At 69.3% G+C, this 13,685-nt stretch carries 14 protein-coding genes; 3 read left to right on the top strand and 11 right to left on the bottom strand.

The genetic code is table 11. The annotated features are described in order from the left end of the window. Positions 1 to 38: 38 nt before the first annotated feature. Complete coding sequence (locus tag VAR608DRAFT_RS22735) at positions 39 to 932, top strand: RibD family protein (protein WP_088956121.1); 894 nt, start codon at positions 39 to 41, stop codon at positions 930 to 932. A 7-nt stretch (positions 933 to 939) separates the two neighbouring features. On the opposite strand, the gene VAR608DRAFT_RS22730 is transcribed toward VAR608DRAFT_RS22735, so the two are convergent. From VAR608DRAFT_RS22730 to VAR608DRAFT_RS22715, 4 genes are read right to left on the bottom strand one after another with little or no spacing between them, the layout of a single operon-like run. After that, positions 940 to 1,827 carry a class I SAM-dependent methyltransferase gene (locus VAR608DRAFT_RS22730; protein WP_088956120.1) on the bottom strand — a complete coding sequence of 296 codons (888 nt, stop codon included), beginning with the start codon at positions 1,825 to 1,827 and terminating at the stop codon, positions 940 to 942. Next, positions 1,824 to 2,888: a glycosyltransferase family 4 protein gene (locus VAR608DRAFT_RS22725; RefSeq protein ID WP_088956119.1), complete on the bottom strand. Its 1,065-nt coding sequence runs from the start codon at positions 2,886 to 2,888 to the stop codon at positions 1,824 to 1,826. Before VAR608DRAFT_RS22725 ends, VAR608DRAFT_RS22730 begins: the two co-directional genes overlap by 4 nt. Next, on the bottom strand, positions 2,885 to 3,298 hold the full coding sequence (locus VAR608DRAFT_RS22720) for a 6-pyruvoyl trahydropterin synthase family protein (RefSeq protein WP_088956118.1): 414 nt from the start codon (positions 3,296 to 3,298) through the stop codon (positions 2,885 to 2,887). Before VAR608DRAFT_RS22720 ends, VAR608DRAFT_RS22725 begins: the two co-directional genes overlap by 4 nt. 27 nt (positions 3,299 to 3,325) lie before the next feature. After that, positions 3,326 to 4,324, bottom strand: coding sequence for a zinc-dependent alcohol dehydrogenase (locus VAR608DRAFT_RS22715; RefSeq protein WP_231972930.1), 999 nt, complete (start codon positions 4,322 to 4,324; stop codon positions 3,326 to 3,328). Between VAR608DRAFT_RS22715 and VAR608DRAFT_RS22710 the strand changes: the two genes are divergently transcribed. Continuing rightward, positions 4,323 to 4,634: a hypothetical protein gene (locus VAR608DRAFT_RS22710; protein WP_157731086.1), complete on the top strand. Its 312-nt coding sequence runs from the start codon at positions 4,323 to 4,325 to the stop codon at positions 4,632 to 4,634. The genes VAR608DRAFT_RS22715 and VAR608DRAFT_RS22710 overlap by 2 nt on opposite strands. A 6-nt stretch (positions 4,635 to 4,640) precedes the next feature. Here the strand turns inward: VAR608DRAFT_RS22710 and VAR608DRAFT_RS22705 are convergent, their stop codons facing one another. From VAR608DRAFT_RS22705 to VAR608DRAFT_RS22675, 7 genes are all read right to left on the bottom strand, one after another. Further along, on the bottom strand, positions 4,641 to 5,651 hold the full coding sequence (locus VAR608DRAFT_RS22705) for an XdhC family protein (protein WP_088956116.1): 1,011 nt from the start codon (positions 5,649 to 5,651) through the stop codon (positions 4,641 to 4,643). 14 nt (positions 5,652 to 5,665) lie between these two features. After that, the gene (locus VAR608DRAFT_RS22700; protein WP_088956115.1) at positions 5,666 to 6,265 is read right to left on the bottom strand and encodes a CoxG family protein; all 600 of its coding nucleotides are present in this window, start codon (positions 6,263 to 6,265) and stop codon (positions 5,666 to 5,668) included. A 34-nt stretch (positions 6,266 to 6,299) separates the two neighbouring features. After that, on the bottom strand, positions 6,300 to 7,448 hold the full coding sequence (locus VAR608DRAFT_RS22695) for a vWA domain-containing protein (protein ID WP_088958924.1): 1,149 nt from the start codon (positions 7,446 to 7,448) through the stop codon (positions 6,300 to 6,302). 53 nt (positions 7,449 to 7,501) lie between these two features. Further along, positions 7,502 to 8,434, bottom strand: a complete 933-nt coding sequence (locus tag VAR608DRAFT_RS22690) for an AAA family ATPase (protein WP_088956114.1) — start codon at positions 8,432 to 8,434, stop codon at positions 7,502 to 7,504. A gap of 111 nt (positions 8,435 to 8,545) precedes the next feature. Continuing rightward, positions 8,546 to 9,337, bottom strand: a complete 792-nt coding sequence (locus VAR608DRAFT_RS22685) for an FAD binding domain-containing protein (RefSeq protein WP_088956113.1) — start codon at positions 9,335 to 9,337, stop codon at positions 8,546 to 8,548. A gap of 22 nt (positions 9,338 to 9,359) precedes the next feature. Next, entirely contained in the window at positions 9,360 to 11,738 is a 2,379-nt protein-coding gene (locus VAR608DRAFT_RS22680) for a xanthine dehydrogenase family protein molybdopterin-binding subunit (RefSeq protein WP_088956112.1), read from the bottom strand. Positions 11,739 to 11,749: 11 nt separating this feature from the next. Further along, positions 11,750 to 12,244, bottom strand: coding sequence for a (2Fe-2S)-binding protein (locus VAR608DRAFT_RS22675; RefSeq protein ID WP_088956111.1), 495 nt, complete (start codon positions 12,242 to 12,244; stop codon positions 11,750 to 11,752). A 196-nt stretch (positions 12,245 to 12,440) separates the two neighbouring features. Here VAR608DRAFT_RS22675 and VAR608DRAFT_RS22670 point away from each other — a divergent pair, with 196 nt between their 5' ends. Beyond that, positions 12,441 to 13,619, top strand: coding sequence for a helix-turn-helix domain-containing protein (locus VAR608DRAFT_RS22670; RefSeq protein WP_088956110.1), 1,179 nt, complete (start codon positions 12,441 to 12,443; stop codon positions 13,617 to 13,619). Positions 13,620 to 13,685 lie beyond the last annotated feature (66 nt).

Below are 13,685 nucleotides of genomic sequence, written 5' to 3'. Positions count from 1 at the left end.
CAGGCACGCCACGGTCCAACACGGAGAATCCGCCCACGATGATGCCCACCCCCACCGCCATTCCCGGCGTCGATGCGCTCTGGCCCCTGTGCCTCGACATCGCCCTGCACCGCCGCGGCGGACTGGCGCGCCTGCCGTGGAAAGCCGATGCGCCGCTTGCCGGCGACGCGGTGCACGGCTTCTCGCTGCGCGGCATGTGGGACGACGCGGCGGTCGAGCTGTTCGAGCTCATCAAGCCGCTGCTCGACCGGCCGCGCAAAGGCGCGCCCTGGGTCATCGGCCAGCTGGGCCAGAGCCTCGACGGCTACGTCGCAACGCACAGCGGCGATTCGCACTACGTCAACGGCCGCGAGGTGCTGGTGCATCTGCACCGCCTGCGCGCGCTCTGCGATGCGGTCATCGTCGGCGCGAACACGGCAGCCATCGACGATCCGCAGCTCACCACGCGGCATGTCGAGGGCCGGCACCCTGTGCGCGTGCTGATCGACCCGGCGCTGCGGCTGCCGCCCACGCTGCGCGCCCTGTCGGACCGCCTCGCGCCGACCCTGCTGGCCTGCGATGCCCGCCGCGCCGCGGAGGCGGCGGGGCGCTTCGGCGCCGATCAGGTGCTCGGCGTACCCGCGCTGGTGGATGGCGAAGGCCGGCTGAACCTGCGCGCACTGGTGACCGAACTCGCGTCGCGCGATCTGCGGGTGCTGTTCGTCGAGGGCGGCGGCGTCACGGTCTCGCGCTTCATCGCGCAGGGCTGTCTCGACCGGCTGCACCTCAGCATCGCGCCGGTGGTCATCGGCTCCGGACGGCCCGGACTGCAGGTGCCGAGAAGCGCCGCGATGCGGGACTGCCTGCGGCCGCCGGGGCGTGTGTTCCGCATGGGCGCGGATGTGCTGTGGGATCTCGATCTGCGCGAGACCTGCCCCGGCTCGCGGGACTGAACGCGCATCAAGGCAAGGTCGCCAGAAGATCCCGGTGGCCGACGCGCAGGGTCGTGCGTTCGAGCCGGTCGAGCCGGCGCGCGGTCCAGTCCCTGATCCACGGGGCAGCCGATGGGTCCTGCTCGATGGCCGCGGCCGCCGCGCCTTCGACCATGGCGCGCAGCATGGCCACCGAATGCGCACCGTCGCGGCCGTCGATGTGCCAATCGCTCGCTGCCTGCGTGACCTCATAGCCCAACGAGGAAAGCCGCGTGGCAGCCCATTGCGCTGCATCGCCGCCGAGTGCCGGGCCGAAGCCCTTGTCGCGGCGCTGATGCGCGGCGAACAGGCGGTGCACGCCGTCGTCGTCCCGCAGGCTGGGCTGCCACAGGGCCCGGCCATCGACGCTCAATGCGAACAGCAGTGCCGCTTCGGCCTCGTGTGCGCGCACGGCCAGCGCGTCGATCCAGCGCGCCGACACCAGATCGAGCAGCGCCGATGCGGTGACCAGGCGATGGCGCCCGGGCAGCGCCGGATCGAGCGGCCGCGCAAGATCGCCACGCAGCAGCTCGACCTCGACCCTCGATGCCGGGCCTTCGAAGCAGAGACCGCCTGCGCTCGTCGTCATGGACAGACCCGCCGCCCGCGCCCACGGTGCGGACACGCCCGGCACCGCCGCCAGCAATCGCGGGTCGTGATCGACCAGCGTCCAGCGCTGCACGCCGCCCAGGCGAGGCGCGAGCTCGCGCAGGTTGGCACCGGTGCCGCAGGCCAGGTCGAGCACCGTCAAGGCCGACGCCTCGCCGCGCAGCCGTGCCGCGAGGCCTTTGAGATCGAACGACGCGCCAGCGGCAGCGCGCGCCTCGCGATCGAAGGGTTCGCGCAGGGCCAGCCAGCCGGCACTGAAGGCGTTCATTCGCCAGGAGCCGTCTCGAGCGCTTCCAACGCCGACGCAAAACGCGCCGCGCTGTCCGCCCAGGTCGGCAATCGATCCCGCGCGGCCCTTGCGCCTGCCGCAAGCTGCTCACGCCACGCGGTGTCGTCCATCAGCCGCTGCAAGGCGGTGCGAAGCGCCCGGCCGTCGCCGGGCGCCACGAGCGCGCCCGCGTCGGCCGGCACGGTGTCCGGAATCGCACCGGCCGTGGTGCTGACCACCGGCAAGCCATGCGCCAGCGCCTCGGCCAGCGCCATGCCGTAGCCCTCGTGGAAGGACGGCAGCACGAAGGCATCCGCGCGCGCATAGAACGCACGCAGCGCCGCTTCGTCCTGCTCGCCGTGCAGCATCACGCGATCACGCAGGCCCTGGCGATCGATCGCTGCCATGAGCGCCGCGGTGCACGCGGCATCCATCGTGAGGCTGCCGACGCAATGCAGCACCCAGCGCCGGTCGCGCAAGCCGGCGAGCGCATCGATCAGCAATGCATGGCCCTTGCGCGGCGTCAGGTTCGCCACAGAGAGCAGATGCAGATCGCCCGCGCCCGAACCGGTCGCGAGCGGCGCGGGCTCGGTGCCCGGCTCGACCACGGTGATGCGCGAAGCCGGCACTTGATAGGTCGCCAGCGCGCGTGCGGTGGAAGGGCTGGTGACGATCACGGCGCGCACGGTCGCGAGCGCCCTGCGCTCGCTGTCGAAAAGCAGCGTCTCTGCGTTCGCGTCGAGCCCGGTCTCGAGCGCGAGCGGGTGATGCACGAGCGCCACCCAGCGCAGCCGCGTCGCGTGCGCCTCTGCCAACTCGGGCATCGCGCCGAAAGCCAGGCCATCGGCGACGACCAGCGAGTCCTCCGGCAATGCTTCCAGCACCTGGCGGGCAACCCCCATGGCCGCGTCATCGGGCATCGGCCAGCCTTCGCCGAGCGAGCGCACGTCGACATGCCAGCCCAGCGCACGCAGGCCATCGATGACGTGCCGGTCGTAGGTGGAGCCGCCGGTGCGCGCGCCGAGCGCACCCGGCACGAGAAAGCTGCAGCGTTCGCTCACGAGCTGCGCGCAGGCAATGCGCCCTCGTAGGCCGCCCAGGCGACATGCGATTCGTTCAACCGCACGCGCAGGCTCGAAAGGCCGCTCGCGTGCGGCCCGAGTTCGCCCGCGGCGATGCGTGCGGCCACGCGGTCGAAGATCACGCGCGCCATGAATTCGGTCGTGGTGTTGCGGCCCTTGAATGCCGGATCGTCGTCGAGGTTGCGCAGGTTGAGTTCGCCGAGCACGCGGCGCAGCACCTCGGTCGCGAGCGCGATGTCCACCACCACCCCGTCCGGATCGAGTTCGGCGCGGCGCATTTCGAGGTCGACCACGTAGGTCGCGCCATGCAGGCGCTGCGCCGGCCCGAACACCTCGCCGGTGAAGCTGTGGGCAATCATGAAATGGTCGCGGACATTGACGCTGTACATGCAGGCCTTTCGGAAGCGAAGAACGATTCAGCAATAGTCGATGCGCTGGCACAGCGTGTCGGGGGCGCCGCTGGAAAGGCGTTCGAGCACCGCGGGCAATTCATCGAAAGGCGCGCTGTCGGTGATCAGCGCGTCGAGCACCGGATCGCGCAGCAGCGAGAGGGCCAGCGCCATCCGTCGACCGCGATCCCACCGCGCGCGCTGGGCCGTCGCGACATGGCCGACCTGCGAGCTCCTGAGCGTGAGCCTGCGCGAATGAAAGGCTTCGCCCAGCGGCAGCGGCACATCGCGCGCGCCGTACCAGCTCATCTCGATGACCGATGCCTCGAAGGCCGCGAGCCCCAAGGCGGTGACGAGGCCTTGCGGATGGCCGCTGGCGTGCACCACCAGGTCCGCATCGGGCGTCGCCTCTTGCGGCGTCGAGAAACCGACACCGAGCGCCTCGGCCACCGCACGCCGCGATGCACGCACGTCGACGAGTTCCACCCTGCAACCCGGCATGCGGCCCGCGAGCCAGGCCACCAGCAGCCCGACCACGCCGCCACCCACCACCGCCACGCGATCGCCCACGCGCGGCGCCGCATCCCAGAGGGCGTTCACGGCGGTCTCCATGTTGGCGGCGAGCACCGCGCGCGCTGGGGGGAGCCCCTCGGGCAGCACATGGACCGCATCCACCGGAACGACGTAGCGCGTCTGGTGGGGATGCAGGCAGAACACGTCGCGGCCCTTCAGCGCCTGCGGCCCCGCCTCGACCGTGCCGACACTCGCATAGCCGTATTTCACCGGCGCCGGGAAATCGCCTTCCTGGAACGGCGCGCGCATTCGCTGGAACTCGGCCTTCGGCACCTCGCCGCGAAACACCAGCATCTCGGTGCCACGACTGACCGCGGAGTGAAGCGCCCGGACCTGCACCTGGCCGGCTGCCGGCGCGGGCACCGTTGCGGCGCGGATTACCGCGCGGCCGGGCGCCTCGATCCAGCAAGCCCTGGAGCCACCCGGAATGTCGTGGGATGGGGATGTCGGCATGGCGCGCAGCAGCATTAAGTGTTCAGTGTTTTTCCTCAGCGCAGCGGGCCATTCGCGTCACCGTTCTCTGATAGCCTGTGGGTCCATGCGCGCCATCGTCCTTCTCGCCAACTTCGGCCTTCTCGCACTGGCCTTCTATTTCGGTTCGCTGGCCGGTCTGCTCATTGCTGTCGGCGTGTGCGTCGCGATCATTGCCTGTCTGTTCCTGTTCTCGATGTCCCGCAGCGAATCGCTCGAATCCAAGGAGACGCGCCGATCGATGGGCCGCGACACCACCTTCCTCGGCACTCTGATGGACTCGCGCCGCTGAAGCGGCTCAGACCGCCGCCGCGGCCGCCTTCGCGATCGCGACTGCCGCTTCGCGCGGCAACTGCACCGCATTCTTGACCGCGAGGATTTCCGCCATCACGCTCACCGCGATCTCCGGCGGCGTCTTGCTGCCGATGTAGATGCCGATCGGCCCGCGCAGGCGTGCCAGGGAGGCCTCGGTCTGGTCGAAGTGCTCGATCATGCGATCGCGCCGCGCCTCGGCATTGCGGCGCGAGCCGATCGCGCCGACATAGAACGCCTCGCTCTGCAAGGCCTCCAGCAAGGCGAGGTCATCGAGCTTCGGGTCGTGCGTGAGCGCGACCACGCAACTGCGGCGATCGGGCTTGAAGGCGACCACCGCGTCATCGGGCATCTCGGTGGTGGTGGTCACGCCGGGCACGTTCCACGAGGTCTGGTATTCGGTGCGCGGGTCGCACAGCGTGACCGCAAAGCCGCTGAACTGCGCCATGGTCGCGAGGTATTCGGCGAGCTGGCCGGCGCCGATCAACAGCATGCGGTACTCGGGGCCGAAGGTGTTGACGAGCTCCACGTCGTTGACGCTCAGCTCCGCGGGCGATGACGCCTCGGCCAGCTTCACCGACCCGTCGGCGAGCGTCACCGTGCGCTGCATGAGCCGCCCGCGTTCGAGCGCCGCCACCAGCGTCTCGATCGATGCGGGATCGGGGTCGTATTCGAGCAGCAGTTCGAGCGTGCCGCCGCAAGGCAGGCCGAAGCGGTGCGCTTCATCGGCGGTGACGCCGTACTTGACGAAGGCCGGCTTGCCGGTGGGCATCGCACCGTCGCCGTGCGCGCGGGTGTAGCGCGCGATCAGGTCGTCTTCGATGCAGCCGCCCGATACCGAGCCGACCACCGCACCGTCTTCCGCCATCGCCATGATCGATCCGATCGGGCGCGGCGACGAACCCCAGGTGCGCACCACCGTCGACAGCAGCGCACGGCGGCCGGCGAGTCGCCAGTCACGCAGCGCGCGAAGCACCATCACATCGAGGTTTTCCATGGCTTAAGCCTCTTTCAGTCAGCCGGCTTTTCCGCCGTGCCGTCTTCCTCGGCATTGTCCTTCTTGCGAAAGCCCAGCTTCTGCATGAAGCCGGCCATCGCGCCCTTCTTCTCGGCCGGCGCGGCCTCGCCTTCGGCCGGCGTTTCGGCCGGCGGCGGGCCGTAGCGACTCTGCATCTCGGCTTCGAAGCGCTTGAAGAAATCGTCGGCGGTGGACTTGGCCGCGCCGTCGATCAGCCGCTGCCCGAGCTGCGCGATCTTGCCGCCGACCTGCGCCTGCACCGTATAGTCGAGTTCGCAGCCTTCCGCGCCATCGCCCCCGGGCTTGAGCGACACGCCCGACGAGCCCTTGGCAAAGCCCGCCACGCCGCCCTGCCCTTCGAAGCTGAGCCTGTAGCTGTCGGGCGACTGGATGTCCGACAGCGTGACCTTGCCGTTGAACTTGGCCGAGACCGGGCCGATCTTGACCGCCAGCCCGACGCTGTATTCGTTGTCGCCGGTCAACTCGAAGCGGTCGCAGCCGGGGATGCACTTCTTCAGCGTCTCCGGGTCGTTCAGCGCGTCCCAGGCCTGTTGCTGCGTGATCCCGAGCTTGCGGTTGCCGAGCATTTCCATGATGAATCTTCCTTGTGGTTGTCGGTGTTGCTGCTCAGCGGCTCGACCGCATGAGGGCGGCGAGGCTTGCAGCGAGTTGTTCCAGAGCGCTGAGATTGTGGACCGCCAGCATCGCGTCTGCATGGCGGTGCAGCATGGCCGCACCGCGCGCAAGGGGTGCGTAGCCTTCGAAGCGCAGCAGCGGGTTCAGCCACAACACGCGGCGCGAATGGCGCTTGAGCCACTGCAATTCGTTGTCCAAGATCTCGGGCTCGCCGGTGTCGAGCCCGTCGCTGATCACCAGCACCAGCGTGCGACGGCCGGTCAGCCGGCGCGCATGGCGGCGGTGCAGCTCGACCAGCGATTCGCCGAGCCGCGTGCCACCGGCGAAGTCGTCGATGGCCTCGCTCGCGGCGGCAAGCATCGAGTCGGTATCGGCGAGCCGGAAGGCGGGCGTGAGGTCGGTCAGGTGCGTGCCGAAGGCGAAGACGTCGCGCCGGCCCGAGCGCCGCGTCGCGGCGTGCAGAAAGGCGAGCAGCAAGCGCGCATAGCGCTCCATCGAGCCCGACACGTCGACCAGCACCAGGAGCGGCAGCGGCTCCTTGCGCCGTGCCCATCGCGGCAGGCGCAGGATCTCGCCGCCGGTGCGTGCCGCCTCGTGCAGCACGCCGGGCCAGTGCATGCGCGAGTGCGCGCCCGCGTCGCCGGTGACGCGCAGCCGCCGCGCCGGCAGCGTCGGGATCGGTAGCGCGATGTCGCGTGCCAGGCGTTCGACGAGGCGGTATTCCGCCGCGCCGAGCGCGTTGAAATCGGCGTGGTGAAGACGGGTGCGGTCGCTCGCGGTCATCGCGGCGTCGAAATCGACTTCGCGTTCGTTCTGCGCCGCGCGTGCGCCATCGCGCGGAGGCGCCAGCGCTTCGCGCACCCGCGGCCGGCGTTTGGAGGGCTCCGCCTTGCCCTCGGCGCTCGGCAGCATCTGCGCGAGCAGCTTGTTGGCCAGCTCGGGGTCGCGAAACCACGCATCGAAGAGTTCGCGGAACACCAGCCGGTCTTCCTCGCGGCTGATCATCACGGCCTCCATCGCGGCGGCGAGATCGAGGCGGTTCTCGACCCCCACCAGCGTCGCGGCCTCGGCGGCGAGCGCGATGCGCATCGAATCGGTCCGCACGCCGGCGCGGCGCAGTGCGCGGCCGAAGCCCAGCATGTTGCCCGCCAGCTTGCCGCGGCGCGCGTCGCCGAGCTGATGGACAGTTTCGTTCAAGGCGCGGCCTCCTCCTCGGGCTTGAGGAGATCCGTTGCCATCGCATGGGTCAGCGTCGCGACGTCGTCGCGCTGCTTGAACAGGATGCCCGCGGTGTCGACCACGATCTCGGGGTCGAGCTCGATGGTGTCGAGCGCCACCAGCGCCTTCGCCCATTCGACGCTTTCGGCGATGCCCGGCCCGCGCTGGAACGCACTCGCGAACGGCGTGCTGCGCAGGCGGCCGACGAAGTTCGCGATCTGCGCGGACAGCGCGGCGCTGGCTTGCGGCACCTGCGCGCGCACGATCGCGAGCTCGCGCTCGCGCTCCGGATAGTCGAGCCAGTGATAGAGGCAGCGGCGCTTGACCGCGTCGTTGAGCTCGCGCGTTCGGTTGCTGGTCAGGATCGTGACCGGCGGGACCAGGGCCCGCACGGTGCCGAGTTCCGGGATGCTGACCTGGTATTCGCCGAGGTACTCCAGCAGGAAGGCCTCGAAGGGCTCGTCCGCGCGATCGACTTCATCGATCAGCAGCACCGCGCCGGGCGCGGACGCCTGCAGGGCCTGCAGCAGCGGGCGGCGGATCAGGTAGCGCGGCTGGTAGACCTCCGATTCCACGTCGGTCGAGATGCCCTGCGCCTCGGCCGCGCGCATGTGCAGCAGCTGCGCGGCGTAGTTCCACTCGTAGAGCGCCTCGCGCTGTTCGAGGCCGTCGTAGCACTGAAGCCGCAGCAGCTCGCGCTTGAGCGCGGTCGACAGCGCCTTGGCCAGCTCGGTCTTGCCGACACCGGGCTCGCCTTCGAGCAGCAGCGGGCGCTGCAGCTTGAGCGCCAGGAACACCGCCGTGGCGAGCCGCCGGTCGGCGTAATAGCCGGCGCCCTGCAGCGCCTGCACGACGGCGTCGATGGAAGAGAACGGCGAAGCCGCCGGGGGGGTGTCGTGATCGGTCATCTCGGCAGCTTAAGGGCTCTTGGCGTTGCGCGCGGGCTGCGGGGAATGGTTCGCCCCGCAGCCATTTGCCGCGCACAACGGCGCACGACGAAGCGGCTGTCGGAAGGCTTTTTACCCGAGAGCTTTTGCGACTGCGCGCTGCGTCAAGACGCCAATGAGGTTCGCGCGGTAGGCGGCGGAAGCATGCAGGTCGGTGTTGAGATCGCTCGAATCGATCTTCACCGTCGCCGCCGACTCCGGCGTGAAGGCCTTGCCGAGCGCCTGCTCGAGCCCCGCATGCCGGAACACGCCGTTGCCCGCGCCCGTGACCGCCACGCGCACGCCGCTGTCGAACTGCGCGACGAACACACCCACGAGCGGGAAGTTCGAGGCCTTCTGGCGCAGCTTCTCGTAGGCGGCGCGCTTCGGGATCGGGAAGCGGATCGCCTTGATGAGCTCGCCGTCGGTGAGCGCGGTGGTAAAGAGGCCCTGGAAGAAGTCGTCGGCCGCGATCTCGCGCTGGGTGGTGACCACCGTCGCCCCGGCCGCGAGCACCGCGCTCGGGTAGCAGGCGGCCGGGTCGTTGTTGGCGACCGATCCGCCGATGGTGCCCATGGCGCGCACCTGCCGGTCGCCGATGTGATCGGCGAGCCATGCGAGCGCCGGGAAGGCGGCCTTGACGTCGGCGTTGTTCGCGACATCGAGATGGCGCGTCATCGCGCCGATCACGAGTGCATCGCCCGACTTGCTGATGCCGGCGAGTTCCTTGACGCCGCTCAGGTCGGCCAGTTGCTCGGGGGCGGAAAGGCGCAGCTTCATCGAGGCCAGCAGGGTCTGGCCGCCGGCGAGCGGCTTGGCGCCGGCCGCAGCGAGCTTGACCGCATCGGCCAGGGTCGTGGGACGTTCGAGGGTGAAGGCGTACATGGTGTTCTGACCTTTCTCGTGTTCAGGCTTGCTTCTGCATCGCTTCCCACACGCGGAAGGGCGATGCCGGCATGTCGAAGTCCTTGACGCCGAGCGGCGCGAGCGCATCGAGCACGGCGTTGATCACCGCCGGCGGCGAACCGATCGCGCCCGCCTCGCCGCAGCCCTTGGTGCCCAGCGGGTTGTGCGTGCACGGGGTGCACACGGTGTCGAGCTTGAACATCGGGAAGTCGTCGGCGCGCGGCATGGCGTAGTCCATGAAGCTGCCCGTGAGGAGCTGGCCGCTCTCCTTGTCGTAGACGCAGTTTTCCATCAAGGCCTGACCGATGCCCTGCACGAGGCCGCCGAGCACCTGTCCTTCCACGATCATCGGATTGATGATCGTGCCGAAGTCGTCGACGGCGGTGAAACGGTCGACCCGCACTTCGCCGGTCTCCTTGTCGACCTCGACCTCGCAGATGTAGGTGCCGCCCGGGAAGGTGAAGTTCGTCGGGTCGTAGAACGCGGTTTCGTCGAGCCCCGGCTCGAGCTTGTCGAGCGGGTAGTTGTGCGGCACGTAGGCGGTCAGCGCGACCTGCCCGAAGGGGATCTTCTTGTCGGTGCCCTTGACGGTGAACTCGCCGTTGGCGAAGTCGACGTCGGCATCGCTCGCTTCCATCAGGTGCGCCGCGATCTTCTTGGCCTTGGCCTCGATCTTGTCGAGCGCCTTCATGATCGCCGCGCCGCCGACCGAGATCGAGCGCGAGCCGTAGGTGCCCATGCCGAAGGGCACACGGCCGGTGTCGCCGTGCACCACGTCCACCGATTCGACCGGGATGCCCAGGCGCGCGGCCACCACCTGCGCGAAGGTGGTCTCATGGCCCTGGCCGTGGCTGTGCGAGCCGGTGAACACCGTCACGCTGCCGGTCGGATGCACGCGGATCTCGCCGCACTCGAACAGGCCCGCGCGCGCACCGAGCGCGCCCGCGATGTTCGACGGCGCGATGCCGCAGGCTTCGATGTAGCTCGAATAGCCGATGCCGCGCAGCTTGCCCTTGGCCTCGCTCGCCGACTTGCGCTGGCCGAAGCCGGCCACGTCGGCCAGCGTCCTGGCCTTGTCCATGCAGGCGTGGAAATCGCCCGTGTCGTACTGCAGCGCGACCGGCGTCTGGTAGGGGAAGCTGGTGATGAAGTTGCGCTTGCGGATCTCGTCCTGGCCGAGGTTCATCTCCCACGCGCAGCGCGAGACGAGCCGTTCGAGCAAGTAGGTGGCCTCGGGCCGGCCCGCGCCGCGGTAGGCATCGACCGGCGCGGTGTTGGTGAACCAGGCATCGACTTCGACGTAGATCTGCGGCGTGGCGTACTGCCCCGCGAGCAGCGTCGCGTAGAGGATGGTCGGTATCGCGGTCGAGAAGGTCGACAGGTAGCTGCCCAGGTTCGCGTCGGTGTGCACGCGCAGGGCGAGGAACTTGCCGTTGGCATCCATCGCCATCTCGGCATGGCTCACGTGGTCGCGGCCGTGGGCGTCGGAGAGGAAGGATTCCGAGCGCTCCGCCGTCCACTTGATGTTGCGGTTGAGCTGCTTCGAGCCCCAGGTCAGGGCCACGTCCTCCGCATAGAGATAGATCTTCGAGCCGAAGCCGCCGCCCACATCGGGTGCGATCACCCGCACCTTGTGCTCGGGCAGGCCGAGCACGAAGGCGGTCATGAGCAGGCGCTCGACATGCGGGTTCTGGTTGGAGACGTAGAGCGTGTATTCGTCGTTCGCGCGGTTGTAGCTGCCGATGGCGACGCGCGGCTCGATCGCGTTGGGCACCAGCCGGTTGTTGACCAGATCCAGCCTGGTGACGTGCGCCGCATTCGCGAAGGCCGCATCGACCGCCGCCTTGTCGCCGATGGTCCACTTGTAGCACTGGTTGTCCGGCGCCTGCTCGTGGATCACGACGCCGCTCTGCTTCTTCGCGGCATCGGCCACGCTGACCAGCGCGGGCAGCTCTTCGTAGTCGACCACGATCGCCTCGGCGGCGTTCTTCGCCTGCTCGACCGTCTCGGCCACGACCATGGCGACGTGGTCACCCACATAGCGCACCTTGTCCGTCGCGAGGATCGGATGAGGCGGCTCCTTCATCGGCGTGCCGTCGGGGTTGTTGATGAGCCAGCCGCAGGGCAGGCCGCCCATCTTTCCCTCGATGTCCTTGCCGGTGAGGATGCCGACCACGCCGGGCATCTTGAGGGCGGCCGCGGTGTCGATGGACTTGATGTTCGCGTGCGCGCGCGGCGAACGCAGGAACACCGCGTACGCCTGGTTGCCCAGGGTCACGTCGTCGGTGTACTGGCCGGCGCCGGTGAGGAAGCGGTAATCTTCCTTGCGGCGCAGCGCCTCGCCGATGTGCGGCAGGCTGGAGAAGTCGGATGCACCCATGACTTTTCTCCTCAGACGTTGGCCGCGGCCTTGGCGGCAGGTTCGGTCATCGCCTTGCCGCCCATCTGGACCGCCTTGACGATGTTCTGGTAGCCGGTGCAGCGGCAGATGTTGCCGTCGAGCAGTTCGCGGATCTCCGTCTCGCTTGCGTTGGGGTGGAAGGTGCACAGGTCGATGGCGCTCATCACCATGCCCGGCGTGCAGAAGCCGCATTGCAGGCCGTGGCACTCCTTGAACGCCGCCTGCATCGGATGCATGGTGCCGTCGGGCTGCGCCACGCCCTCGATCGTCGTGACCTTGGCGCCGACGACCTGCGCGACCAGCACGTTGCAGGACTTCACCGCGCGTCCGTTGACGTGGACCGTGCAGGCGCCGCACTGTGCGGTGTCGCAGCCCACGTGCGTGCCGGTGAGATGGAGGTGTTCCCGGAGCGCCTGGACCAGGAAGGTGTTGGGGGGCGCGTCGACCGTGACATCGCGGCCGTTGACCGTGAAAGAAACCTGCATGTGGCTGTCTCCGTTCGTAAAGGTAAGAGAAGGCTGTTTTTCGGCCACATGAATCTTGGACGTCGCACCTGACCGCAACCCTAGGCAAAACCCTAGCCGCTTGCGCGTGGCACTTGAAATTCTCAAAATGAAACAGCTCGGCCTCCGGCCGATGCATGAATAGAACAGGTGCCGCGTCAGGCGCCGGACCCCCACGATGACCACCTCCGTTGCTTCGCCCCTGCCAGAGCGCTCCATCTCCATCGCCCAGGCACGGCGAGAGTGGATCGACGGCGAACCGGCCGCCGCGCAGGGAACGCGGGTCGATTCCTGGCTGCTGCGTTCGTGGCAGCGCTGCCTCGCGGCCGGGCGGCTGCCCGCGGAGCGCGTGAGCTTCGACCCGGTCTCGGTGCAGGCCGCGCTGCGCGCCGCGGATCGCAATCGCGCGCTGGTCGCGGCGGCGCGGCCGGTGATCGAGCGGCTCTCGCGCGCGATCGCCGATACGCGCTACTTCGCGATCCTCACCGATGCGGACGGCATCGTGGTCGACGTCGGCGCGCTGCCGGGCGGCAGCGATCCGGCCGCGCGCCATGCGCGCGACATCGCCCGCATCGGCGTCGACCTGTCGGAGCGCGCGGTCGGCACCACCGCGATCGGCACGGCGCTGGCCGAGCACGAGCCGGTGTGGCTGCACCGCGGCGAACATTTCTTCGACGACACCAGCGTCTACAGCTGCGCGGGTGCGCCGCTCTTCGGTCCGCGCGGCGAATGCATCGGCATGCTGGACCTGACCGGCGTGCAGGTGGTCGAGCGGCCCGAGCTGCGCCATCTGGCCGCCCTGTCGGCGCGCAGCATCGAGAACGCGCTGCTGCAGGACCATCCGTGCGCGCTGCGGCTGCGCATCGGCTGGCCGGGCTGCGCGCCGGGCGCCGATGCCGAAGGCCTGCTGTGCATCGACGCCGACGGCTGGGTCATCGGCGCGAACGCGGCCGCGCGCCACATGCTGCACCAGCCCCTGGGCGCCGGGCCCGCGCTGAACTGCAACGACCTCTTCGCGCTGCCGCCGCAGATGCTCTTCGACGCGGCACGGCGCGGCGAGTCGGTGCTCGAAGTGCCGCTGTGGTCCGGGCTGCGCGTGCACGTCCGGCCGCAACTCGCGAGCCGGCCGGCCGTGTCGTCGCAAGCCGGCGGTCGGCCGCGTCTGCGCGACATGCAAACCGCGCTGATCCGCAAGGCGGTGGAGGATGCGCGCGGCAATGTCGCCGAGGCCGCACGCGCGCTGGGCATCAGCCGCGCGACCGTCTACCGCAAGCTCCCCCGCAGCCGGCGCGCGGGAGCCTCGCGCCTTCGTGCGGTTTGCCACAGAAAAGCCGGGGACGTAGCCCGGTTCGGATAGACCTGTTTACATTTTGTTGCTATTGTCAGAGGCTGCAAAAACTTCTGCGTGCCTCATCGTCGGCAT

Origin of the sequence: Variovorax sp. HW608 (assembly GCF_900090195.1) — a bacterium.
Classification (GTDB): domain Bacteria; phylum Pseudomonadota; class Gammaproteobacteria; order Burkholderiales; family Burkholderiaceae_C; genus Variovorax.
This window is presented reverse-complemented; position numbering and strand designations above follow the sequence as displayed.